The organism is Gluconobacter frateurii (assembly GCF_002723955.1).
Lineage (GTDB): Bacteria > Pseudomonadota > Alphaproteobacteria > Acetobacterales > Acetobacteraceae > Gluconobacter > Gluconobacter frateurii.
Genome location: NZ_BEWN01000003.1, coordinates 67,012 through 88,860, shown reverse-complemented (window position 1 = coordinate 88,860; position 21,849 = coordinate 67,012). Strand labels below are relative to the sequence as shown.

Sequence of the window (21,849 nt, the reverse complement as noted above, 5' to 3'; positions counted from 1 at the left end):
TGCAGAATCAGACTGCCAATGGCGCACATCCCAGGTCAGAGCCTATGCTCACTTTTTAATGGGAGAACAGCAGCCCCCACCCAGCTATCATGTCCGGCGGATAGCCCGGGCCGAGCTTCCGAGACGATGGGCCCCATTACCTGCTCTCGGGATGCTGCGTGGACGATTCATATAGTCTGTTTCAAAAAGCCCTGGGTAGCCAAAGCGTCACCCTCATGACACAAGATAGCCTTATGTCATTTCCCTGCGTTTTCAAATGACAACGCAGACTGTTCTTGTGCAGCTTACAGGTAAGGTCAGGATGAACGATCACAATCACGCAGATACACTTCAGGGCGCATCAGGCACTGCCTCCTCTGAGGCCAGCCCCACGCTGGTTGTTGGTTCCCAGTACCTTCGTACCCTGTCAATCGATGTGCAGAATACGCCTGATATCTATCGTGACATTCCGGCGCAGCCCCATGTCGGCATGACAGTTGACGTGACTGCTCGCCAGCTACCGGGTGGACAGCCAAGCTTCGAAGTCACGCTCGTCATCCGCGCCCAGGGTCTGGATGCCGCTCCTGTCGAGAATGCGCCTGCACCCCGTGTGCTCTATGAGGTGCATATCGCCTACGCAGGTCTTTTCGGACTATCAGGCGCAATCTCACAGGCGACAGCAGAGCCGCTTCTTCTGGTCGAGGCTCCGAAATATCTGTTCCCCTCGGCGCGTGCAGCGATGCTGAATGTCGTTCGGGAAGCAGGCTTCCCTGTCGGCAATATCCAGCCCATCAATTTTCATGACCTCTGGCAGAGCCGCCGGCTCCAGCAGGGCTGATAACACCTGACATTCCAAGACCAAGACGCGCACAGGAAAAGGTCCTCATGAGCCTGAAAGACTATATCCTCGCTTCCCCGGCCTTTTCGGGCAGCAGGCCTCCGGTCTGGGGCCGCTTCGATGCCGAATGGTATCGGACCCGGTATGCGCGTCTCCTTCGTGAGGAAAAGCTTCTCAAAAGTGATGGTTCTGCTCTCGATCTCAGCAACGAGGCGATGGAAACACATTGGCTGGAGCAAGGGGCAAACCAAGGGTTATCGCCCAACCGTTTCTTCGATGAAGAATGGTATCTGAGGCAAAATCCCGACGTTCGCGATGGAATTAATTATGGGGTCTTCAGTTGCGGTTTCCTGCATTACTGTGAAAGTGGCTTTCGCAGCCGCTCCCCCCACTGGCTCTTCTCAGAAACTGAATATTTCACCCGCAATACCGATCTGAGTCTTCCCGTCCTGATTTCTCAGGGCTTCAGCAACGGATATGATCATTACCTGACAGACGGTGAACAGGAACAGAGGCAGGCTCACGCCTTCTTCAAGCCGTCCGTTTTTCGTATGGCCAGTTTAACGCGGGGCTTTTCCTACGATCTCGGAAAAGGTGACTTCCGTCAGTTCCTGACATCGTCAGAAGCCGGACTGTGCCGAAGCTCGTGGTATTTTGATCCAGAATGGTATCTCGCGACATACCCGGACGTTGAGAATGCCATCAAGGACGGCACCTTTCTCAATGCCCTGCATCATTATCTGACAAATTCAGATCCAGTGGCTTACAACCCTAACCAGTGGTTTAGCGAAGCCCATTATGCGCATCTTTATCCGGACGTCGCGCAAATCGTTGCAGCTGGCGGCTTTCGAAACGGATACGATCATTTCGTGCGTTATGGCGCCCGCGAAATGCGGACACCCCAGGTGGATGTCGATCTGAGAGCTTTCTCCGAACAGCCTGGAATTCAGCGCAAGCTGCGTGAAGGGCAGTTCCGGGACGTTTTTGCACTCTGGGTCCAGTCCCAGGGTAACATAGCCCTCCAGCAGAATATTCCTGACGCCTCGCCGGAACAGTACAGAAATCTGGATTTGCAACGGGCAGGGACCCTCATTCCGTCCATTGTGCGTTCTCCTCTGGATTTCCGTTTGATAAGACCGCCAGAGATCAGCGTCGTCATTCCCGTAACCAATCAGTTTCTGGAAATCCTTTCCACTCTGTCTGCTTTACATGCGAATGGGGCAGGGGCACTCGACATCATTATTGTCGACACAGGATCAACTGATGAAACGGCCCAGATTGAGCGTCTTGTCAGAGGTATCCGGGTTATACGGCCCACATCCAGAACCACCAGTACGGAGCAGGTTGGGCACGGCGTAGAACTCGCCCAAGCCAGTATCGTCCTATTGATGGAACCAGGCACGCAGCCGTTCCCCAATACTCTGCAAGCTGCACTGCATGCGTTCAATTCCCCTGATGTGTGGGCTGTGGGGGGACAGTCTCTTGGTCTCGACGGTCGAGTTTTGGAAGCGGGTACAATTGTCTGGCGAGATGCATCGACACTCAGATTTGGGACAGGTCAGCGGGCCAATGAACCTGAGATTGGCTTTTGCCGCCAGGTCGATGCGATTTCAGTCGGCATGCTGTTCTGTCGCCGTGAGAAACTGCTTGAGTGTGGGGGCATTGATCGGTTCTGTATCGGTTCTGAAGCGCGCCTTCTTTCCCTTTGCCTCGCGCTCCGGCAGGCAGGAGGCAAGATTGTTTACGATCCTTCCATCCTTGATCGGACGCGACCCCCTACCACCTTACCCGCAGAGTTTCTGCAGCGGAATCAGGCCTGGCTGAAACGTCGGTTCTCGGCCCTGCTGTCCCGATATCCGATGGCTGGCACATCTCTCTTCAGAGCACGTTTTGCTTCTGGTGTACCGACTGTCCTTATCCTGTGTGAGAAATTACCCCACCGCTTCCTCGGATCACCCCATCTTCGGACGCAGGAACTGATCCTTGCGCTCAGTCGAAAGGGTTATCATGTCACGGTGTTCCCACTCGACGGGGAAGTAACCGATCCGGTGAGCGTTGCACTCGATTTCCCCTCAAACGTGGAAATCATGAATGAGAGCGACATCTCTGAACTCCCAGAGTTTCTGAATGATCGCGCTGCATCCTTTGATTTCGTCTGGATCTCTGGGGGCAGTACTCTTCACCGTACGGGTGCCCTTCTACGGGCGCATTCGGGTGTGCTTCCCAGACTGAATATGGTTCTGGATCTTGCTGGAACGGCTGCCGAAGAGAGCTACCTCCGAAAGCGCGTTGGTCTGCTCGATGATCGTGAACAGATGCTGGATGATCTTGATCGTGAGTTGACAGATGCATGGATGTGTCAGGCACTTGTCTGTTCATATGCCGGCGAAGCTGAGAACCTTCGAATGCTGGGCTACGGCAATGTACGGACGCTGACCCATCCCCCTCGCTCAGTCACCCCTACAGTCCCCGGCTTTCATGATCGTACCGGCATCCTTTTCGCACTGCCCTGTGAAGCTGCAGGCAATGCCGCACATGATGGACTCGACTGGTTTGTCCATCAGGTTCTTCATGAACTGTCCGGACGTCTGCCGCCAGATGCGACAGTCCTTTTTGCGGGCCATCGTGGTAGCGACATTGATCTGACACCCTATGCAAGGGCACCCGGGGTTGAGCCTCTACCAGACAGCGTTGACATGAACGCGCTCTATCGCTCACGCAGGATCATGGTCGATCCGTCCCGCGTCATGAGCGCGCCTGGCCAGGAAATTCTGGATGCCGCCGCATGGGGTCTTCCAGCAGTCCTGACAGAAACAACCATGCAGCAACTTGGCTGGTCAGGAGATTCAGAAAACTGCGTTGCGGGTGGTTTCTGCAATCCAGCTTTATTCGCAGAGGCGGTAATACGCCTCTATGAAGATGAAGAGCTCTGGAACCGTGTCAGTCATAATGCCAAAAATTTTGTAGCAACATTTTCTGAATCTGGAACCTTTGATCAGCAGCTTGAGGATATTCTGGCGCTCGCTGCGGGACAGATCCCGGTTGCGCCTCCAAAATATGCACCTCGACTGATCAGACAGGACAAACCCAATGGTCCTGTGGCGCCCGCGCCCATTCGACTTCAACCTCGTAAAACCACAGACCCACACGCAGAGCCTGAAGATTTGTCCAAGCTTACGCCACAGGAAGAAGCCCCAACTCCTACGACACTGGCTCCCCGCGTCGGAATTTCACTACCGTTTTCGGAACTTTGACCTCATGACGACTTCGACACCAATCCCTCTTGATACCGTTCTGGCTCACGTTGACAGCTCACTGGACAGCGCCGTGGAACGGTTGTTCAACCTGCTTCGCATCCCTAGCATTTCCACACAGCCTGTCCATGCACCCGACTGCCGCAAGGCTGCGGAATGGCTTCGTCAGGATCTGAGTGCAATGGGTTTCTCTGCGGACGTCAGGGACGTGCATTGGGCAGCACCGGGGCATCCGATGGTCGTGGCACACGATGCCACGCAGGCTGGCAAACCACATGTCCTGTTTTATGGGCATTATGACGTTCAGCCGACGGATCCAGAAAATCTCTGGAAAGCGCCCCCCTTCGAGCCCCGTCTCGTGGAAGATGCTACAGGTCGAAAAGTTATCGTGGCGCGCGGTGCCAGTGATGACAAGGGACAGGTTATGACCTTCCTTGAAGCGTGCCGCGCCTGGAAAGCCGTCCATGGCTCCATTCCAGTTCAGGTCAGCGTGCTTCTTGAAGGAGAGGAGGAGTGTGGGGGCGCCAATCTGCTGCCATTCCTCAAAGAGTTTTCGGACGAACTGAAAGCAGACGTCGCGCTTGTCTGTGATACGTCGATGGCGGACCGCACGACACCCGGCATCACCACCTCACTACGAGGCATGATGGCGGAAGAGATCGTCATTGAATGTGCATCGCATGACTTGCATTCAGGCATTTACGGAAACGCGGCCGCAAACCCGATTGCGCTTCTCTGCCAGATCCTGGCAACTCTTCGGGATGCAGGTGGAAGAGTAACACTTCCTGGCTTCTATGACGGCATTCTGGATCCTTCCCCGGAAACCCGCGCCCAGTGGAAAACCCTTTTCCCGGATGATGCTGCGCTCCTTGAGGAAGCTGGACTGTCCATCGCTGCGGGCGAAAAGGCCTATACCGCTATTGAACAGACATGGTGCCGACCGAGTTGCGAAATTAACGGCATTTCTGGCGGCTATGAAGGTGAGGGCTTCAAAACCGTTCTTCCGGCAAAAGCCATGGCAAAGGTCTCTTTCCGGCTGGTTCCAGGGCAAGACCCTGATAAAATCCGCAAAGCATTCCGGGCGCATATAAACGCAGCACTTCCAGCAGACGCGAAAGTTACGTTTACAGCGCACGGTGGGTCGCCAGGGTTTGAGGTTGCACGTGATAGCCAGTTCCTTGCGCCTACGCTCAAAGCCCTGACGGATGAATGGAATGTTCCGGCCGCGACGATCGGATGCGGCGGATCCATTCCAGTGGCAGGCGAAGTGCGGGACGCACTTGGACTGGACGCACTGATGGTCGGTTTCGCCCAAGCTGATGACCGCATTCATTCTCCCAATGAGCAATACGGTCTGGAAGCGTTCCACAAAGGTATCCGCTCCTGGGTCCGTATCCTCGCTGCTTTGGCTGATGCAGGCTGATATGAAGGCACCGATCGCCCTGACCCTCGGTGATCCGGCCGGGATCGGCCCGGAGCTCGCTGTTGCCGCATGGCAGGCTATGCGAGACACCGGGCCAGTCTTCTTCTGGCTGGGCGATCCTCTGCTACTGAACGATGCCATCCCATTCCGGCTTATTGAAAAGCCGGAGGATGCGGCTGAGACCTTTCCAGACGCATTACCTGTCATCCCGATCACCTGCCCAGTGAACGTTACGCCTGGACAGCCCACGTCAGAAAATGCGTCTGCCGTCATTGAGAGCATCGAACGCGCTGTCAGCTACGTTCAGGAGGGTCGCGCGGGCGGGGTAACGACCAACCCTATTGCCAAGCATATTCTGGCAGCAGCAGGATTTGCGTATCCGGGACATACGGAGTTCCTGGCAGCTCTCTGTCATACAATAGGCCGGGAAGTGATGATGCTGGCGTCACCTCAGCTCAAAGTGGTTCCGGTCACAATTCATATTTCGCTCCGGCAGGCGCTCGAAAACCTCACGACAGACCGCATTATTGCCGTTGCCAGAGCAACTCATACCGCGCTGCGACGGGATTTCGGGCTGACGTCACCCCGGCTTGCCATTGCGGGCCTGAACCCTCATGCGGGGGAAGAAGGACTCATGGGCACAGAAGAGCAGACCATCATCGGTCCCGCTATCGCCCGCCTGAAGAACGAGGGGTTGTGCGTATCCGGACCATTCCCCCCCGACACCATGTTCAGCGCCACAGCGCGTCCGAAATATGACGTTGCGATCTGCATGTACCATGATCAGGCCCTAATTCCGCTTAAAACGCTCGATATGGCGGAAGGCGTCAATGTCACCCTGGGCCTACCGATCATCCGAACCTCCCCGGATCATGGAACGGCCTTTGACATTGCAAGCCCGGTTGGACGCAGCACTGGCCGGGCAGATCCATCCAGCCTTCTGGCAGCACTCAGACTGGCAGATTTCATGTCCCAGCACAGAAGGGGAGACGGCCAATGATCCGGCTTGGCGTTAATATTGACCACGTTGCCACATTGCGAAATGCACGAGGCGATGTTTATCCGGACCCCGTGGAAGCGGCGAAACTGGCAATCCAATGGGGCGCAGACGGAATTACAGCCCACCTGAGAGAAGATCGTCGGCACATCCGCGACGCCGACATGCCGCGACTCAAGGCTCTGGCAGCACCACTTAATTTCGAAATGGCCGCAACAACGGAAATGGTCCGCATTGCCTGCCTTTTGCATCCTCATGCCTGCTGCCTTGTGCCGGAAAAACGCGCTGAAGTCACAACCGAAGGGGGGCTTGATGTTGCCGCGCATAAAGAAATTCTGGCCCCCAAGATTGCTCGCCTGAAAGATGCCGGAATTAGGGTTTCGCTCTTCATTGACCCTGACACACGACAGATCGAAACTGCCGCTGAGCTCGGAGCCCCCGTTATCGAGTTACACACGGGTGCTTACGCCCATGGCAAAGAGGGAGAGCTGGAACGTCTCTATCAGGCAGCAAGCACGGCCACGAACTGCGGGCTTGAACTGCATGCCGGTCATGGCCTGACCTATGACAATGTACAGTCCATCGCGAAACTGCCGGGCCTGGCGGAACTGAACATAGGGCACTTTCTGATAAGCCAGGCCGTATTTGATGGGCTTGGTCCCACGGTCCGCAAAATGAAATATCTTATTAACTGCCCATAAAAAAGCCGGGAGAAAACTCCCGGCTCTTCAATTTACTTGGCAGGCTGGATAACTGGCTGCGTCTTGTCTCCACTGAACTGCGGCACATACTTTCCGGACTGGTCCGAATATGTGGCCGAGCTGCTCTGCGCAGGCGTAGCAGGCGGATGGAAAGCAGAAACGGGACCAAACGGGCCAGCATTTACATGATGCATCGTCGATTCACGCTGACGGGCACAACCACGCGTGATGATGGAGCAGATACCGTCTGTTCCAATATACTCATCATCATTCCCGGTGTAGTGCACTTCGGAAACGCGATCATGGTCCAGACGCAGTACCATGCGGCACGTCGTACCACCGCCACCAAAAGCAGACTGATAGATGCTGATGATCGACTGGGCAGGGATCAGGCCTGAATCCGTAGAAATCGTCGGCGTGCTCTGGCTACCGTCATACTGCCAGATTTCCGTTGTATCATTCAGCTTCTTGGTGCTGCCCGGAAGACCTGCACAGGCCTGAAGGTCGTAGCCGGTCATGCCGACCATCTCGAACTGAGCTTTATGAGCACTCCGAGAATCGAAATAACCGCAGCCGGAAAGCGTTACGGTAGTAGCCAGTGCTCCAAAAACACGGAGGATGGAGGGGCGCATTCTGTCTCCTTTGCGCAAGGTCAGGATGACCCGCCCTACACCTCCGGATAAAGCCGAGGAACAGGGCGAAAGATTGGAAGAGCCCGGTTTCTACAACAGGAATACTATTCAGGGTAGGGGTGATGGGTTTCTTTCAGGGTAACGATGAGCTACAGGGCAAGACCTTGCCAAACTCAGGAGTGCCACCGATGGCCGACATGACCCCTTCCGAAGTGACACGCCTCCAGACGACACTGCAGCGTCTGCTCGGCTCACCGAAACTAACTGTGACCAAGCCAGCCCGTAAGGGAATGAGTGTTGAACTCGCCGTTGCAGGCGAAGTAATCGGCACGGTTCACCGTGACGAGGATGAAGGCGAAGTGTCCTACGCCATTCACATCACTGTTCTTGAGGAAGATCTTCCTCCGGCCTAACGGCTTTTTCAGGCCCGGCGGGCAGGCTGCGGCAGTTCAAAGCGCGTGATTTTCCAGCCCCAGTGCTCGAATTTCATGTGCAGGACGAAAGGCGTCTGCCCCGGCTGGTCCACCTGAGCCTCGAACTTGTTCAGGCTTACGAAGTGGGCGTGCAAACCGCCCCAGACGGGCCAGCCACCACTAGAAGATGCTGCGCCGCCAGCAGGCATAAGCTGATGGGCTGTCGTCATCAGCGTACCAGGCGAAAGCTCGGTATCAATCGCATTCGATATGGCATTGCCCGCAAAAGAACTCCCGAAATCCGGAAGCTCATCGTCCGATGCCGGCGCCGGCGGTCTGAACTGTTCTTTGAGGGAATGGGTGAGGGACGTTCAGTCGACATGGGGGACGAGACGGGCAGGATTATTACCCTTCATGGCCCGATCGATATCCCAAAGCGCCAAATAGGGCGAAATGGCATAGGCAGCCAATGTCGCGCCGAGGCCAACGCCAAGGCCCTGCCGTGTCCGGGAAGACATTTTCCAGAATGAACTTTGCATGATCAAGCCTCCGCACAGGCCCCGAAAATCCGGGGGAAGGTGGACAATGCTGAATCTAACGTCTTTCCGTCTGAAAAGTCAGCAATTATCTTGACGGACATGACCCTTGATTTTTCTGACGCCGAACTCGAGCGGTATTCACGCCACATCCTGCTTCCTCAGGTCGGTGCCACCGGACAGGCACGGCTGAAAAATGCCTCCGTTCTAATCATTGGAGCTGGCGGGCTGGGCGCCCCGCTGTCCCAACAGCTGGCTGCGTCAGGAATCGGTCATATTGGCCTGATGGATCATGATGTTCTGGAACTCAGCAACCTTCAGAGACAGGTTCTGTACACCACCCAGGACGTTGGTCGCCTGAAAGTAGATGCCGCCTCAGACCACCTTCGAGCCATCAACCCACTGATCACGGTAAAGACCCACGCCGTCCGGGCCATACCTGACACCTTGAACGCGCTTGTTCCACAATATGATCTCATCTGTGATGGGACTGATAATTTTGAAACACGCCTCGCAGTTTCGGATGCATGTGTCCGGCATGGAAAGACACTGGTGTCTGGCGCTGTGCAGGGTTTCGCGGGACAGCTTGCCGTTTTTCGTCCGCAATGCGGAGGACCATGCTACCGTTGCCTTTTCCCGGAAGCCGGAGAAACGGAGGCCCCCAACTGCGGTCAGTCCGGTGTTCTGGGAGCTGCCACAGGCGTCATGGGAAGCATGATGGCCGTGGAAGTCATGAGAGAAATCATGGACCTTGAGGGCAGGGAAGAAACACGCTTCATGATGTGGGATGCCTTGGGGGGCACGCTGCGCAGCTTTCCACTCTCGAGAGATCCTAGCTGCCCGGTTCACCAATCCCATTTGGATCAACCCGCATGACAATGTCCCTGTTCATCACGCTGGCAGACGATTCCTGGCAGCGCGCCCATTACGCGCTGATTGTCGCGGCTGGCGCGTTGTCTCTGGGACGTACGGTAACGATTTTTGCAGGCGGCAAAAGCGTCCATGCTCTGGCAAAAGACTGGTCGGGTCTAAAAGACATCATCCCGGATGCCGAACTCGACAGCAGAGGCGTTGCCAGCTTCAGGGACCTTCGGGACGCGGTCATCGACCTCGGAGCACATCTAATGGTGTGCGAAACAGGGCTTGCGTTGACTGACCTGACACCAGACACTCTGTGCGAAACAGTTTCTGTCCGGGGAATTGTCACCTTTCTGGAACAGGCCGGAGACCGACCAATCCTTGCACTGTGACCTATTTCCCGCATCCAAATCGCGATTTTCGTCATTTGGTGACTTGCCGAAACTCTCCACCCTTGGCAGGGATGCGCTCATGAGAACGCTTGTCACTCCTCTGTCCCGACCCCTGCGCTGCCGTCAGCTTCTGCTGTCTTTCGCGGCGGCAACGGCCCTGATGGTCATTTCACCCGCAGAAGCGGCCCATCATAAGCATGATCATGCGACCAAGGCCGATGCGAAAACCGCCAAGGCTGCGCATGCAAAGAAAAAGCCTTCAAAAAACACGGGTGACACGGCCAGTTCTTCCAAAAAAGCGCATCATGCTGCGCGGCATACGACCGTCACGCGTCACGCTGCGCCTCTTGCAGCCGGTGCAGCAGCAGGCGCCGCCGGAGTTGCTGCCGCCAATGCGGCCCAGACGCCAGCGCCGTCACCGGATGCTCCACCAGCCGACGCGCCAACAGACAAGGGAAGCAATACGGGCCTGCCTCTGCCACGTTATGCCGCGTTGAGAGCAGACAAGGTTTATATGCGCCGCGGGCCCGGTGATCGGTATCCAATTGACTGGGTCTATCACCGGCGTGGTCTGCCTGTTGAAATCGAACGCGAATTCGATGTGTGGCGTCTGGTCGAAGATTCCGATGGGCAGAAGGGCTGGGTTCATCAGGCCACCTTGTATGGCAGCCGTACCTTCGTGATCCCGGGTCTTCCTCCCGAGGGCGTAAAAGCACAATCCGGTGAGGCTTCCGAAAAGGACGGCGACCATATCGGCCGTGCTGATGCGCGCGTTCTGGGTCATGTCGCAACGCAGGATGAAGCCCGCGCGCATAAAAGTGATGTTCTCCTCATGAGCCATCCGGAGGAAGACAGCAGCGTGGTTGCTGTCCTTCAGCGGGGAACCGTGGGCAACATCAAGGCCTGCCCACAAAGTTCTCAATGGTGCCACGTCGTCGTCAAAGGCTACGAGGGATGGCTGCCACGTCGTCTGTTCTGGGGACTTCTCCCTGGCGAGACGATTCAATCCAACTGATTTTTCATAGCGAGGACGCCACTCCATGACATCCAGCTCCCACCATCGTCGTACGCGGATCGTCGCAACTCTTGGCCCGGCCTCATCCTCACCCGAGATGATCCTGTCTCTGGCTGAAGCCGGGGTAAACGTTTTCCGCCTGAATTTCTCTCATGGTGCCCATGAGGATCACGGCGAACGTCATGCAGCGATCCGCGCGGCGGAGACGAAAGTGGGGCGCCCACTCGCTATTCTGGCTGATCTCCAGGGGCCGAAACTGCGTGTCGGCGTATTTGAGAACGGACCCGTTGTCCTTGAAGAGGGCAAGCCTTTCCGCCTCGATCTGGATAAAACTCCTGGCAACGGAAACCGCGTTTGCCTGCCACATCCGGAAATTATCTCCGCTGCCAAGCCGGGCAGCCATCTCCTCCTTGACGACGGCAAGCTCAAGCTGCGCGTGGTCAAGGTTCTGGAAGGTGCGCTCGAAACGGAAGTTGTTATCGGGGGCAAGCTGTCCGAGCGCAAAGGCGTCAATGTTCCTGACGTAACGCTGCCAATCCCGGCCCTGACGGAGAAGGATCGCAAGGACTTCGACTTTGCGCTTTCGCTGGGTGTTGACTTCATTGCGCTCTCCTTTGTGCAGCGCCCCGAGGACGTCGAGGAAGCTCGCGAGATCGCCAAGGGCCGTGCTGCGATTGTCACCAAGCTTGAAAAACCACAGGCGATGGAAGATCTGGAGCGTATCGTACGCCTGTCCGATGCCATCATGGTGGCTCGAGGCGATCTCGGCGTGGAGCTCCCACCTGAGGAAGTTCCAGTCGCCCAGAAGCGCGCGATTGCTGAAGCACGACGCCAGTGCCGCCCTGTCATCGTGGCAACGCAGATGCTCGAAAGCATGATCGAAAGCCCGACCCCGACACGCGCTGAAGTTTCGGACGTTTCCAACGCTGTTTATGATGGCGCAGATGCTGTCATGCTCTCAGCTGAAAGCGCCGCCGGCAGATACCCGATCGAAGCCGTTTCCATCATGGCCCGCATCGCCTCTCGCGTGGAGCAGGACGTCGAGTGGCGCCTGCGGATGGATCGTGCCCGTCCGAAGCCTGAAGGTACCGTTCAGGATGCCATCGTTCAGGCAGCATGGCAGGTCAGTACGGCTCTCAGCGCAAAAACCATTGGTGTTCGCACGCAGGGTGGCGGGGGCGCGCTACGCATGGCGCGTGAGCGGCCCCATTGCCCGATCCTGGCTGTTACGCCTCATCAGGAAGTCGCCCGTCGCCTTTGCGTCGTGTGGGGTGTGTTCCCGCAGGTCGTGGAAAAAGAGCACATCGCCCAGAGCATCGAAGAACTGGCTGAACCTACTGCAGCCATGGCGCGTTCCATGCAGCTTTGCCGCGCCGGCGATCACGTAATTGTTCTGGCTGGCCTGCCTTACGGCGTTGCTGGAAGCACAAATACGCTTCGCATCATAACTGCCTGATTTTGAATTATTTCTTCCATCCGGACCTTGACTGGATGGAAGAAACTCAACCCCTCAGGCCTGACGGTTTTCAATCAGCGTTCGTCTGATCCGGCGCCCGCGTTCAATACGGGTTGTAATCGCCGCCTCATCGCTTTCCCGGATCGCTTGCGCCATGCCTTGAGCATCCGCCACAAAACGATCAAGGGTTTCCAGAAGAACATCCTTGTTGGCGATGAAAATATCCCGCCACATCACCGGGTCTGAGGCAGCAATCCGCGTAAAGTCTCGAAATCCTGAGGCCGCATAATCAAGAACGGCGGCCCGGATTTCTTCGGAAAGATTGTCGGCCGTATCACAAATGGTAAAGGCCAGCAGGTGGGGTAGGTGACTCACCATGGCGCAGATACGGTCATGCTTGTCATCGGGCAGAATTTTCGTTCTTGCACCACAGAGTTCCCAAAGCTTCTGGATCTTCTGAACGGCATGGTCATGTGCGCCTTCAGGGGGAACAAGCAGACACCAGCGATTTTCAAAAAGAGTGGAAAACCCTGCGTCTGGCCCTGAATGTTCCGTCCCAGCCATTGGGTGACCAGGAACATAATCCACGCCAGCCGGAAGCAGGGCCTGAATTGTGGGACCCAGCTTGCCACGAACAGAAGCCACATCTGTCAGGATGGAGCCAGGCTGCATAGAGGGGAGCACGGCACGGGCCGTTGCCTCAACTGCTCCAACCGGCACGCAGAGCATGACACATTCAGCCTGCGCAGCCTCAGCCATGTTGTTAGTCACGAGATCCGCGATCTTCAGCTCACGGACACGATCCAGAACTGCAGGGCTGATATCTGCTGCAATCAATTGGTCCGCCAGAAGGCCTGTCTCGCATGCGCGGCGTAGAACAGACGAGCCAATCAGTCCCGGCCCGATAACTGCCAGAGATTTAAAAAGTGCCATCAGAGAACACGCGGCGCAGTCGCGAATGCCGCGTCGTCCTTATCCTCGGTGTCGCGATTTGCGGAGACGTCCTTTTTGACACTTCCCGACATGACGGACGTTTTGGTTTTCTTCAGAACGGATGTAACGGTCTTTTCCCGTGGTGGGACAGGAGCACTCTGCTTGCGAAGACGGCTCATCTCAACAAGCTGCCAGCCTAACAGAACCGGAATTCCAATCAGAATGTCCCGTCCGCGACGTAGCAGGGAAAGACTCAGGGAGATCTGTGAGTCGATACCGAAGATCAGACCAAGGGCAACATACGCTGCTTCCTGCACTCCAAGCGCTGCGGGAACAAGGAAGCCTGCTGACATGATGCCACACACCACACCTTCGATAGCGAGAGCAGACAGGAACCCAACATGCGCGCCCAGCAGGGTCAGAGCGATCCACGTTGCGGCCGCACCTCCAACCCAGCAGACGAAATGGGAAAGGGCTCCCATCATGATACGATCAGGGCGGCTCCAGAGAGACTCCAGACGAGCCTGAAAAATCTCCGTATTGCCAATGAGGCTTTCACGCCAGTCGGCGGCAATATGGCGCCCGAAGAACATCGCTGCCTTACGGACCATCGAACCACCGCGGTGCTGGGTCCAGATAAACCCCGCGATCCCGAGTGACAGAAGAACCATGCCACCCATCAGGGGCCAGATGAAACGTGCCGCTCCCTGATGGCCAACAAGACAGAGAATGGCGACCAGAATGAACGCGATCTGTCCCAGAACCTCAGTAGTGATATCGACGAGATTGGCGGCGACACCCTCGGGCCAATGCAGATCTTCTCCATCCACTGCCTGCGCACTGCGCCCGGCAAGCGTGGCGCGTACACCAAGCACCATTCCCCCAAGCTGGGAGAACGGGAGGCACGCACCCGCTGCATCACGCACCAGACGAGCAGCGGTCAGTCTCAGAAACCCGATCTGAGGAACGGACGACTTCCATGCGATGCCGAGTCCGATATCGATCACGATCTGGACCAGCACCAGAAGGAAGAACCCTCCGACGCCAACTTTTCCGAGTGCTTCCATGACAGGATGAATGCCTGCCTTGGCTGCGATGAATGTGAAGAGAGCCACGCCCAGAAGGGAGAGGATGATGGGGAGGGTTTTTTTCAACGTCTTCGTCACATGTCGTTTGCAACACGCTCTAACGCACAGTTCTCCAATATTCCAGCCTTGCAGACGCTTTCCCCCGAAAGCCACCGGCAGTAAGGTACCTGAAAAATTTCAACCTGTTGCTGATGAGCCAAGGAGAAGATTGCCACCATGAACGATGTCACACTCGTTACAGGGGCTACCGGGTTCGTCGGTTCTGCTGTTGCCCGCGTGCTCCGGGAACGTGGGCACCGCTTGCGTCTGTTCGTTCGGGAAAACTCGGACCGATCCAATATCGCAGAACTCGACGCGGAGCTCGCCATCGGAGATCTATCAGATCCCTCAACTCTCCCTGAGGCTCTGAAGGGCGTAAAAATTCTTTTCCACGTTGCCGCTGATTACCGACTCTGGGTTCCAGACCCGGAAGTGATGATGAAAGCCAATGTGGAGGGAACGCGAAACCTGATGTTGGCCGCACTCGACGCAGGCGTGGAAAAGATCGTGTACTGCTCTTCCGTGGCAGCGCTCGGGCTTAACAAGGACGGAACGCCGGCAGACGAAGAAACCTACGTCACGGAAAGCACCGTTATCGGGACCTACAAGCTCTCGAAGTATAGGGCAGAACAGGAAGTGCTGAAGCTGGTCCGTGAAAAAGGGCTTCCCGCGATCATCGTCAATCCTTCGACTCCTATTGGTCCGCGGGACATCAAGCCCACGCCGACAGGTCAGATGATCCTCGACTGTGCCTCTGGCAGGATGCCAGCCTATGTGGAAACGGGCCTCAACATCGTTCATGTTGATGACGTTGCCGAAGGGCATGTCCTGGCGCTTGAACGCGGCAAGATCGGCGAGAAATATATTCTCGGCGGGGAAAACATGATGCTGGGCGATCTCTTTCGCCTCACCAGCGAGATCGCCTGCGTCAAACCACCCCGCATCAAACTCAAGCAGTCCTGGCTCTATCCGGTGGCTGTTGTGTCCGAATGGCTGGCCCGTGGGTTTGGCATCGAGCCGCGTGTTACGCGTGAAACTCTTGCCATGTCCCGGAAGCTGATGTTCTTCTCGTCGCTCAAAGCCCAGAGGGAACTTGGTTATGCCCCTCGACCTGCAAGAGACGCCATAGCAGACGCAATTTCATGGTTCCGTCTGCATGGACGGATGAAATAATGCTCTACGGAAGTGCACTCACCAGCCTTGGCGCCTGGATCTATCTGACGCTCTTCCATGGAAAATTCTGGCAGGGCGGACCAATCCTCAAGCCCGGTTCTCCGCCACCCTGTGCCCCGGACGTAGCCATCGTTGTGCCAGCACGGGATGAGGCTGAGTCAATTGAAGCCTGCCTGACGTCTCTGCTTGAGCAGGACTATGACGGGAAGCTGTCAGTCATCCTGGTGGATGACAACAGCACCGACGGGACAGGAGATCTGGCCCGTGCTCTATCTGACCCACAGAAGCGTCTCACCGTTTTGACGGGCGCTTCGCGCCCTGCCGGATGGAGTGGCAAGCTCTGGGCAGTCAATCAGGGCGCGCAGGAGGCTCTCAACCATATTGGGCCTTATGGCTACATCCTGTTCACGGATGCAGACATCATGCACGCGCCGAAGCATCTTTCGACGCTTCTCTCCAAGGCACGTGAAGACAATCTGGATCTTGTTTCCGAGATGGTGGCCCTGAACTGCGAGAGTTCCGCAGAGCGATTTCTGGTCCCGGCATTCGTTTACTTTTTCGCCATGCTTTATCCCTTTGCCTGGACAGCAAATGAGCGGTCCAGGATCGCAGGCGCCGCAGGTGGAACCATTCTACTCCGTCGGCGCGCACTTGAGCGAATTGGTGGCATCGAGGCTATCCGGGGTGCACTGATCGACGATTGCACCCTTGCAGCGCACGTCAAACGCTCAGGCGGACGTCTCTATCTTGGCCATAGCGCACTGGCCTGGTCAGTCCGACCGTATCGGGGTGCAAAAGATATCTGGGAAATGATTGCACGGACGGCGTATGTCCAGCTCCGCCAATCGCCCGTCCTGCTTCTCGCAACTATTCTTGGGATGATACTGATCTGGCTCCTCCCGGTTGGGCTGGCCCTTTTTGGCAAAGGACGTACGAGAAAGGTTGGCCTGCTGACCTATCTCCTGTCCTGCGCTACATTTCTTCCAACCCTGCGACGGTTCGGACTTCCTCTCTGGCGCGCATTGCCACTGCCGCTGATTGCTGCCTTTTACATGGCCGCAACCATCGGGTCGGCGATCGACCATCACAGGGGCGTCGGCGTACGCTGGAAAAATCGTTCCTATACGGATGAGGCATCGTGACAGAAGACATCTGGGGGACGAAAGACGTCACCTCTGAAAAAGGCAAAACCGACGAAAATTTTCCCGTTGGTTCCCTGCTGATTTCCCGACATTTGCGGCCGTATGTTCATACCTACTATAATTTCGCCCGCGTGGCGGATGATATGGTGGATACATCTGAGCTGACGCCACAGCAGAAAATTTCCCGCCTGCGTGGCATGGCTGCCGTCATCAGGGGAGAACTACAGGCTCCGCAGCGAGCTGACGCTCAAACGGCGGTGAAGTTGAGAGAGGTTCTTCTCAAGACGGGCGTTCCCCTGGAAACAGCGACGGATCTTCTTGAAGCGTTCTGCATGGATGCAGAAAAAACAAGATACGACAGCTGGCAGGAACTCCTGCATTATTGCCGGTATTCCGCCAATCCTGTTGGCCGGTTCCTGCTGCTGCTTCATGCAGAAGGGCACGAAACACTCGCTCCTTCAGATGCTCTCTGCTCGGCGCTTCAGGTAATCAATCATCTACAGGATGCAGCTGAGGACCTACAGGTTCTGGACCGCTGCTACATTCCACTGCCCTGGCTTGCGGAAGAGGGCGTCACAATCGACGATCTAAGGCTGGTGCGCAGCAAGCCCGGCCTGCGACGGGTTTTTGACAGAATGCTGGACGGGGTAGATGCACTAAACCGCGAAGCTCGCGGTCTTCCGATGCTGATCCGGGATAGGCGGATGCGGCTTGAGGCCGCTGTGATTGTTGAACTGTCACATATTCTGGCACGACGTCTGCGACGTCAGGACCCGGTGGCAGAACGGGTTGCGCTGACTAAAGCCGACGGAGCAAAAGCTCTGCTTCTGGCAATGCGCTACTGGCCAACACACTGAATAAAAAAAACGGGAGGCCAGAGAGCCTCCCGTTTGAAATATCAGCCGATGATGCGGTCCAGTGCCGCGCAAAACTTCTTCATTTCACTCATCGACCCAACCGTGATGCGGGACGCATTTGGCCAGATCGGCCAGGAGCGGCCAATGATGATGTTTTCCTTCAGGAACGCATCCTTGATCGGGCCGGCGGGGCGCTTCCAGTCGATAACGAACATATTTGCATCAGAAGGAATGAAGCTGATTCCCTTCTTCTGAAGGTGTTCATACGTCATGGCGCGAGCTGCGATCATTTCGCGACGACGAGCATCAATGTCTGACTTCATGGTCAGGCTCTTTGTCCCGCAAACCACCGCTGGAACTGGCAGCATGTGCGTCTGATTCACGCCGTCATAGCGCATCATCTTCTCATGAAGCGCCGGCGGAGCCATGCTGAAGCCCAGACGCAGACCGGCCATCGCAAACATCTTCGAGAACGTGCGAAGAACAACCACATCGCGCCCTTCAGCAACAAGCGAAACTGCGCTCGGGGCATTGGAGAAGTGGATGTAGGCTTCATCAACGAGAACGATGGAATCTTTGGGCTTGTTGGCAACGAGCCAGCGGATATCTTCCAGCGGCGTGATCGTACCGGTCGGATTGTTTGGCGAGCAGATATAATAGACACCAGCGTTCGGATCAGCCTTCAGCATTGCCTTCACATCGGTCTTGTAACCGTTGGAAGCATCCAGAGGGACTTTCTTCAGCGGGATCTTGAGCCATTCGGACGCGACCCAGCCAGCTTCGTAACTGGGATCAGCCGTAACCAGGCCGCGCGTCGGGGAGCAGAACGTCACGATCGTGCGACAAAGCGGATCAGATGATCCGCCCCACGGCAGGATGCAGTTCTCAGGCACGTTATCAATTTTGGCAGCCGTGCTGATCAGATCTTCGCGCGTATGGCCCGTAGGGTCATATCGATTGCCTTCGAAAACCGCAGCTGCGCCCGCCTTGGCAGCAGCCGGGAAGGGGCCAGTCCAGCACTCATTGCTGCCAATGCGGACCATCTTGGTAACGTCACCGGGCGGGAGGGCGGTAAGAGGGCCCGCTTCAGCGCGTCCGACGATAGACCGTACTGCCATACCTGCACTCATGAGTGCAGCGACGCGGCCCAGACTACGACGGGAATAACCGCGTGAGAGGAGATCATCTTTTGCTTCGGGGGACAGGCAGTCGGTCATGCTCGGCTCACGCTCCTAGAGTGTCTGAAAACATACTAAAAACGAAACGATCTGTCTGTCAAAGGCCCAATTGCCATCCGATTTCAATATTCGGGGTTTTGTTTATCCACCGGGATCGACGTCGGCTGTCCCTCAGCACCCGCATATGTCAGGAGAAGAACAGTCGGTTCGTCTCCCGCTACACCCCGATGAACATCGTTGACGGACTCAGCAAAGGCCTCTCCCTGATGGAAGGTCCGGCTTTTGCCACTTTCCTTATCCTGAATTGTCAGAGAACCCTGGAGCACATATCCCGCATTCGGGAAGGGATGCGTATGCCAGGGCAGGGCAGTATGTGCCGGAATTGTCAGGCGAATCATGCTGAGTTCTGGCTGCGAGGTCGTGTACGGGGTGTAAGATACGCCGTTCCATGAATGCGTGGCGTTCAGAAGATGATCTGCATGTGCTTTGCTAGCTGACGACTCTGCTTCGGCGACTGAAAAACTCGAACAGGCAGCGACAACGGCGAGAAAGAGACGGAACTTCATGGGATCCTCCTTGGGGAAGGGTGTTGCCTTTTGGCACCATACAAACGTATGGCATCCCATTCCGTTCGTGCCGACTTTGTGACAGGCCCGTTTGCGGCTAGAACGCAGAATTTCTGAAACAGGACAGGGGACAGACATGGTTTTCAGCAGGGCGCGTGCTTCTTCCGGCCTTCCCTGCGCGCAGGCCGATCTTGACCATGTCGAGCAGATCGTCACTGCATCCGGTACGTCGTTTGCCCGTGGCATGAAGGTTCTGCTGACGGCAAGACGTCAGGCCATGTTCGCAATTTACGCCTTCTGCCGTGAAGTGGACGATATTGCCGACGGCGATGCCGGTGTTGAAGATCCGTTGCAGGCGCTTCAGGAATGGCACGACCGCATCGACCGCCTCTACAAGGGCGAGACGCAGGACGCTCTGGATCGTGTTCTTGTAGCAACCATTTTCCGCTTCGATTTACGGGCAGCAGACTTTCACGCCATCATTGATGGCATGGCCATGGACTGCGGCGCCCCCATCGTTGCACCAGATGAAAAGACGCTTGATCTGTACTGTGATCGCGTTGCCTCCGCTGTTGGTCGATTGTCCGTCCGTGCGTTCGGAGACGCGTCCCCGGCCGCAGACCTCGTGTCGAAGCATCTTGGAAGAGCGCTTCAGCTCACAAATATTCTTCGGGATATTGCTGAGGATGCTGAACGCAGCCGCCTTTATCTGCCGTCGGAATTGCTGGAGCGCTTCAACGTTCCAAGCAATCCGAAAGAAGCCATATATGCCCATGGCCTTGATGGCGTGGCCCATATTCTCGCCCGCCGCGCGCACGATCATTTTCGGGATGCGCGCCGCGCAATGAAAGACTGCAATCATACCGCAATGCGGCCAGCGCGCATGATGGCAGCCTCCTATGAGCCCGTTTTGAATGCGCTTGAAAAGCGAGGATGGAAGAACCCCGAGATTGCGCCGAAAGTCAGCAAGGGCTGGCGTGCTGTTCGCGCTCTGGCGGCTTATGTGAAGTAAGCTGATGAGCCACGTTCATATCATTGGCGGCGGCCTTGCAGGCCTTTCTGCAGCCGTCGAACTCGCCGCGCAGGCCAAGGTCACAATTTACGAGGCAGGTCCAGCATGTGGGGGTCGGGCACGGTCGTTCCATGACAAGACACTCGACACGCTGATCGATAACGGCAACCACCTGATCCTGTCCGCAAACGGTCTGACTTTCCGTTATCTTGACATTCTCGGCTCCCGCCACACATTGAGCGGCCCCGGTATCCCCATTTTCCCGTATTATGATCTGCAGGACGATCTCGCCTGGACGCTTCGCCTGTCCAAGGGAAAGATACCGTTCTGGGCGCTTCCAGGGGGCCGTCGCGTTCCAGGCATGAAGCTGTCAGAGCTTGCGTCTCTAGGTCGCTTCCTGAAAGCCAATGACAATACGGTTGTCGAGGATTGTCTCAAGCCAGGTCAACTCAGCCGCCGCCTTCTCGAACCCTTTGCCATTTCGGTTCTGAACACGGATCTCCATACCGGAAGCGCTCTTCTGCTGGGGAATGTGATCCGTAAGTCTCTGGCGCAGGGTGGAATGGCCTGTTGCCCTTGGTTCCCTGAAATCGGGCTTTCCGAAACACTCGTGGATCCAGCTCTTTCGTATCTGCGCCGCTATCATGGTGATGTCCGAACCGGCGTACGCGTCAGTGCAATCGTCCGTGACAAGGGTCGCGTTACAGCGATCGAGACCACTGAGGGACGGATCGAGCTTGGACCGGAAGATCATGTCATCGTTGCTGTGCCGGGGCCTGTAGCTCAAACTCTGCTTCCAGAACTTGTCGTTCCTGACGCTTTCGAGAGCATTGCAAACGCACATTTCAAGCTTCCTGCCCCCGTCAAGGCGAGAGGCGTGGTCGCTCAGGCGCGATTTGTTGGTCTCGTCGGAGGCATTTCGGAGTGGATCTTCCTCAAGGGCGACGTGCTTTCCGTGACGGTCAGTGCTGCCAACCGATATGCTGACCGCGACAGCAACGAAATGCTGGCCACGATCTGGTCGGAAATCCGGCGTGCGCTCGATCCGGTTCTTCCCCAGCCATTACCTGTCGGGATGCCGCCAGCCCGTCTGCTGCGCGAAAAGCGGGCTACTTTTGCCGCAACCCCCGAGCAGAACCGCCGTCGCCCTGTTGCGAAGACAGACATCGCAAACATGGCGCTTGCTGGGGACTGGACGAATACGGGTCTTCCCTCGACGATTGAAGGCGCAATCCAGTCCGGGCTGGCTGCCGTCAGTGCGCTGGGGTTTCGTTCAGCTGTAAAGCACACGGAATCGTGATGCGATCTCGCAAAATTATGTCTGTAGCACCACTCCCCTTGATGAGGGCTACATGTCCCGGGAGAGC

The 21,849-nt window shown here is 56.5% G+C and carries 22 protein-coding genes; 15 read left to right on the top strand and 7 right to left on the bottom strand.

What is annotated here, in order from left to right; genetic code table 11:
• The first annotated feature begins 256 nt into the window (after window positions 1-256).
• From GFR01_RS09205 to GFR01_RS09185, 5 genes are read left to right on the top strand one after another with little or no spacing between them, the layout of a single operon-like run.
• Window positions 257-817, top strand: coding sequence for a protein-export chaperone SecB (locus GFR01_RS09205; RefSeq protein WP_099182208.1), 561 nt, complete (start codon window positions 257-259; stop codon window positions 815-817).
• 47 nt (window positions 818-864) lie between these two features.
• A complete protein-coding gene (locus GFR01_RS09200) occupies window positions 865-4,071 on the top strand; it encodes a glycosyltransferase (protein WP_099182207.1) in 3,207 nt (1,068 codons plus the stop codon).
• A 4-nt stretch (window positions 4,072-4,075) separates the two neighbouring features.
• Window positions 4,076-5,494: a M20/M25/M40 family metallo-hydrolase gene (locus GFR01_RS09195; RefSeq protein ID WP_099182206.1), complete on the top strand. Its 1,419-nt coding sequence runs from the start codon at window positions 4,076-4,078 to the stop codon at window positions 5,492-5,494.
• 1 nt (window position 5,495) lies between these two features.
• Entirely contained in the window at window positions 5,496-6,494 is a 999-nt protein-coding gene (gene pdxA / locus GFR01_RS09190; RefSeq protein WP_099182469.1) for a 4-hydroxythreonine-4-phosphate dehydrogenase PdxA, read from the top strand.
• On the top strand, window positions 6,491-7,192 hold the full coding sequence (locus tag GFR01_RS09185) for a pyridoxine 5'-phosphate synthase (protein WP_099182205.1): 702 nt from the start codon (window positions 6,491-6,493) through the stop codon (window positions 7,190-7,192). The genes pdxA and GFR01_RS09185 overlap by 4 nt, the downstream gene beginning before the upstream one ends.
• A gap of 32 nt (window positions 7,193-7,224) precedes the next feature.
• Here GFR01_RS09185 and GFR01_RS09180 read toward each other — a convergent pair whose 3' ends face one another.
• Window positions 7,225-7,824 carry a hypothetical protein gene (locus GFR01_RS09180; RefSeq protein ID WP_174694701.1) on the bottom strand — a complete coding sequence of 200 codons (600 nt, stop codon included), beginning with the start codon at window positions 7,822-7,824 and terminating at the stop codon, window positions 7,225-7,227.
• 188 nt (window positions 7,825-8,012) lie between these two features.
• Here GFR01_RS09180 and GFR01_RS09175 point away from each other — a divergent pair, with 188 nt between their 5' ends.
• On the top strand, window positions 8,013-8,237 hold the full coding sequence (locus GFR01_RS09175) for a DUF3126 family protein (RefSeq protein ID WP_007281855.1): 225 nt from the start codon (window positions 8,013-8,015) through the stop codon (window positions 8,235-8,237).
• A gap of 8 nt (window positions 8,238-8,245) precedes the next feature.
• On the opposite strand, the gene GFR01_RS15965 is transcribed toward GFR01_RS09175, so the two are convergent.
• Together GFR01_RS15965 and GFR01_RS15960 are read right to left on the bottom strand one after the other, a co-directional pair.
• Window positions 8,246-8,467 carry a hypothetical protein gene (locus GFR01_RS15965; RefSeq protein ID WP_244902226.1) on the bottom strand — a complete coding sequence of 74 codons (222 nt, stop codon included), beginning with the start codon at window positions 8,465-8,467 and terminating at the stop codon, window positions 8,246-8,248.
• 141 nt (window positions 8,468-8,608) lie between these two features.
• The gene (locus GFR01_RS15960; protein WP_244902225.1) at window positions 8,609-8,776 is read right to left on the bottom strand and encodes a DUF2939 domain-containing protein; all 168 of its coding nucleotides are present in this window, start codon (window positions 8,774-8,776) and stop codon (window positions 8,609-8,611) included.
• Between the two features lie 99 nt (window positions 8,777-8,875).
• Between GFR01_RS15960 and GFR01_RS09165 the strand changes: the two genes are divergently transcribed.
• From GFR01_RS09165 to pyk, 4 genes are all read left to right on the top strand, one after another.
• A complete protein-coding gene (locus tag GFR01_RS09165) occupies window positions 8,876-9,649 on the top strand; it encodes a HesA/MoeB/ThiF family protein (protein ID WP_099182467.1) in 774 nt (257 codons plus the stop codon).
• Window positions 9,646-10,023, top strand: coding sequence for a DsrE family protein (locus GFR01_RS09160; RefSeq protein WP_099182204.1), 378 nt, complete (start codon window positions 9,646-9,648; stop codon window positions 10,021-10,023). Before GFR01_RS09165 ends, GFR01_RS09160 begins: the two co-directional genes overlap by 4 nt.
• 79 nt (window positions 10,024-10,102) lie before the next feature.
• Complete coding sequence (locus tag GFR01_RS09155; RefSeq protein ID WP_174694700.1) at window positions 10,103-11,038, top strand: SH3 domain-containing protein; 936 nt, start codon at window positions 10,103-10,105, stop codon at window positions 11,036-11,038.
• Window positions 11,039-11,063: 25 nt separating this feature from the next.
• A complete protein-coding gene (gene pyk / locus GFR01_RS09150; protein WP_099182203.1) occupies window positions 11,064-12,494 on the top strand; it encodes a pyruvate kinase in 1,431 nt (476 codons plus the stop codon).
• A 54-nt stretch (window positions 12,495-12,548) separates the two neighbouring features.
• On the opposite strand, the gene GFR01_RS09145 is transcribed toward pyk, so the two are convergent.
• Both GFR01_RS09145 and GFR01_RS09140 read right to left on the bottom strand, forming a co-directional pair.
• Window positions 12,549-13,427, bottom strand: coding sequence for a prephenate dehydrogenase/arogenate dehydrogenase family protein (locus GFR01_RS09145; RefSeq protein ID WP_099182202.1), 879 nt, complete (start codon window positions 13,425-13,427; stop codon window positions 12,549-12,551).
• Window positions 13,427-14,593 (bottom strand): lysylphosphatidylglycerol synthase domain-containing protein, encoded by a 1,167-nt coding sequence (locus tag GFR01_RS09140; RefSeq protein ID WP_063903675.1) that lies wholly within the window; start codon window positions 14,591-14,593, stop codon window positions 13,427-13,429. Before GFR01_RS09140 ends, GFR01_RS09145 begins: the two co-directional genes overlap by 1 nt.
• Window positions 14,594-14,731: 138 nt before the next feature.
• Here GFR01_RS09140 and hpnA point away from each other — a divergent pair, with 138 nt between their 5' ends.
• The 3 genes from hpnA to hpnC are packed head-to-tail and all read left to right on the top strand — an operon-like array spanning window position 14,732 to window position 17,726.
• On the top strand, window positions 14,732-15,727 hold the full coding sequence (gene hpnA / locus GFR01_RS09135) for a hopanoid-associated sugar epimerase (protein ID WP_063903674.1): 996 nt from the start codon (window positions 14,732-14,734) through the stop codon (window positions 15,725-15,727).
• A complete protein-coding gene (locus GFR01_RS09130; protein WP_099182201.1) occupies window positions 15,727-16,869 on the top strand; it encodes a glycosyltransferase in 1,143 nt (380 codons plus the stop codon). The genes hpnA and GFR01_RS09130 overlap by 1 nt, the downstream gene beginning before the upstream one ends.
• Window positions 16,866-17,726: a squalene synthase HpnC gene (gene hpnC, locus GFR01_RS09125; protein WP_099182200.1), complete on the top strand. Its 861-nt coding sequence runs from the start codon at window positions 16,866-16,868 to the stop codon at window positions 17,724-17,726. The genes GFR01_RS09130 and hpnC overlap by 4 nt, the downstream gene beginning before the upstream one ends.
• Window positions 17,727-17,767: 41 nt before the next feature.
• Here hpnC and GFR01_RS09120 read toward each other — a convergent pair whose 3' ends face one another.
• Both GFR01_RS09120 and GFR01_RS09115 read right to left on the bottom strand, forming a co-directional pair.
• Window positions 17,768-18,943: a pyridoxal phosphate-dependent aminotransferase gene (locus GFR01_RS09120; protein ID WP_099182199.1), complete on the bottom strand. Its 1,176-nt coding sequence runs from the start codon at window positions 18,941-18,943 to the stop codon at window positions 17,768-17,770.
• A gap of 83 nt (window positions 18,944-19,026) precedes the next feature.
• Window positions 19,027-19,470 (bottom strand): cupin domain-containing protein, encoded by a 444-nt coding sequence (locus GFR01_RS09115; RefSeq protein WP_099182198.1) that lies wholly within the window; start codon window positions 19,468-19,470, stop codon window positions 19,027-19,029.
• 136 nt (window positions 19,471-19,606) lie between these two features.
• Here GFR01_RS09115 and hpnD point away from each other — a divergent pair, with 136 nt between their 5' ends.
• Both hpnD and hpnE read left to right on the top strand, forming a co-directional pair.
• Window positions 19,607-20,482: a presqualene diphosphate synthase HpnD gene (gene hpnD, locus GFR01_RS09110; protein WP_099182197.1), complete on the top strand. Its 876-nt coding sequence runs from the start codon at window positions 19,607-19,609 to the stop codon at window positions 20,480-20,482.
• 4 nt (window positions 20,483-20,486) lie between these two features.
• Window positions 20,487-21,782, top strand: a complete 1,296-nt coding sequence (hpnE, locus tag GFR01_RS09105; RefSeq protein WP_099182196.1) for a hydroxysqualene dehydroxylase HpnE — start codon at window positions 20,487-20,489, stop codon at window positions 21,780-21,782.
• The last annotated feature ends 67 nt before the right edge of the window (window positions 21,783-21,849 follow it).

What these genes read in the sequence shown, in the direction of transcription:
- GFR01_RS09205 (WP_099182208.1), top strand. Translation starts at nt 257, where the DNA reads ATGACAACGCAGACTGTTCTTGTGCAGCTTACAGGTAAGGTCAGGATG.
- GFR01_RS09200 (WP_099182207.1), top strand. Translation starts at nt 865, where the DNA reads ATGAGCCTGAAAGACTATATCCTCGCTTCCCCGGCCTTTTCGGGCAGC.
- GFR01_RS09195 (WP_099182206.1), top strand. Translation starts at nt 4,076, where the DNA reads ATGACGACTTCGACACCAATCCCTCTTGATACCGTTCTGGCTCACGTT.
- pdxA (WP_099182469.1), top strand. Translation starts at nt 5,496, where the DNA reads ATGAAGGCACCGATCGCCCTGACCCTCGGTGATCCGGCCGGGATCGGC.
- GFR01_RS09185 (WP_099182205.1), top strand. Translation starts at nt 6,491, where the DNA reads ATGATCCGGCTTGGCGTTAATATTGACCACGTTGCCACATTGCGAAAT.
- GFR01_RS09180 (WP_174694701.1), bottom strand. Translation starts at nt 7,824, where the DNA reads ATGCGCCCCTCCATCCTCCGTGTTTTTGGAGCACTGGCTACTACCGTA.
- GFR01_RS09175 (WP_007281855.1), top strand. Translation starts at nt 8,013, where the DNA reads ATGGCCGACATGACCCCTTCCGAAGTGACACGCCTCCAGACGACACTG.
- GFR01_RS15965 (WP_244902226.1), bottom strand. Translation starts at nt 8,467, where the DNA reads ATGACGACAGCCCATCAGCTTATGCCTGCTGGCGGCGCAGCATCTTCT.
- GFR01_RS15960 (WP_244902225.1), bottom strand. Translation starts at nt 8,776, where the DNA reads ATGCAAAGTTCATTCTGGAAAATGTCTTCCCGGACACGGCAGGGCCTT.
- GFR01_RS09165 (WP_099182467.1), top strand. Translation starts at nt 8,876, where the DNA reads ATGACCCTTGATTTTTCTGACGCCGAACTCGAGCGGTATTCACGCCAC.
- GFR01_RS09160 (WP_099182204.1), top strand. Translation starts at nt 9,646, where the DNA reads ATGACAATGTCCCTGTTCATCACGCTGGCAGACGATTCCTGGCAGCGC.
- GFR01_RS09155 (WP_174694700.1), top strand. Translation starts at nt 10,103, where the DNA reads ATGAGAACGCTTGTCACTCCTCTGTCCCGACCCCTGCGCTGCCGTCAG.
- pyk (WP_099182203.1), top strand. Translation starts at nt 11,064, where the DNA reads ATGACATCCAGCTCCCACCATCGTCGTACGCGGATCGTCGCAACTCTT.
- GFR01_RS09145 (WP_099182202.1), bottom strand. Translation starts at nt 13,427, where the DNA reads ATGGCACTTTTTAAATCTCTGGCAGTTATCGGGCCGGGACTGATTGGC.
- hpnA (WP_063903674.1), top strand. Translation starts at nt 14,732, where the DNA reads ATGAACGATGTCACACTCGTTACAGGGGCTACCGGGTTCGTCGGTTCT.
- GFR01_RS09130 (WP_099182201.1), top strand. Translation starts at nt 15,727, where the DNA reads ATGCTCTACGGAAGTGCACTCACCAGCCTTGGCGCCTGGATCTATCTG.
- GFR01_RS09120 (WP_099182199.1), bottom strand. Translation starts at nt 18,943, where the DNA reads ATGACCGACTGCCTGTCCCCCGAAGCAAAAGATGATCTCCTCTCACGC.
- GFR01_RS09115 (WP_099182198.1), bottom strand. Translation starts at nt 19,470, where the DNA reads ATGAAGTTCCGTCTCTTTCTCGCCGTTGTCGCTGCCTGTTCGAGTTTT.
- hpnD (WP_099182197.1), top strand. Translation starts at nt 19,607, where the DNA reads ATGGTTTTCAGCAGGGCGCGTGCTTCTTCCGGCCTTCCCTGCGCGCAG.
- hpnE (WP_099182196.1), top strand. Translation starts at nt 20,487, where the DNA reads ATGAGCCACGTTCATATCATTGGCGGCGGCCTTGCAGGCCTTTCTGCA.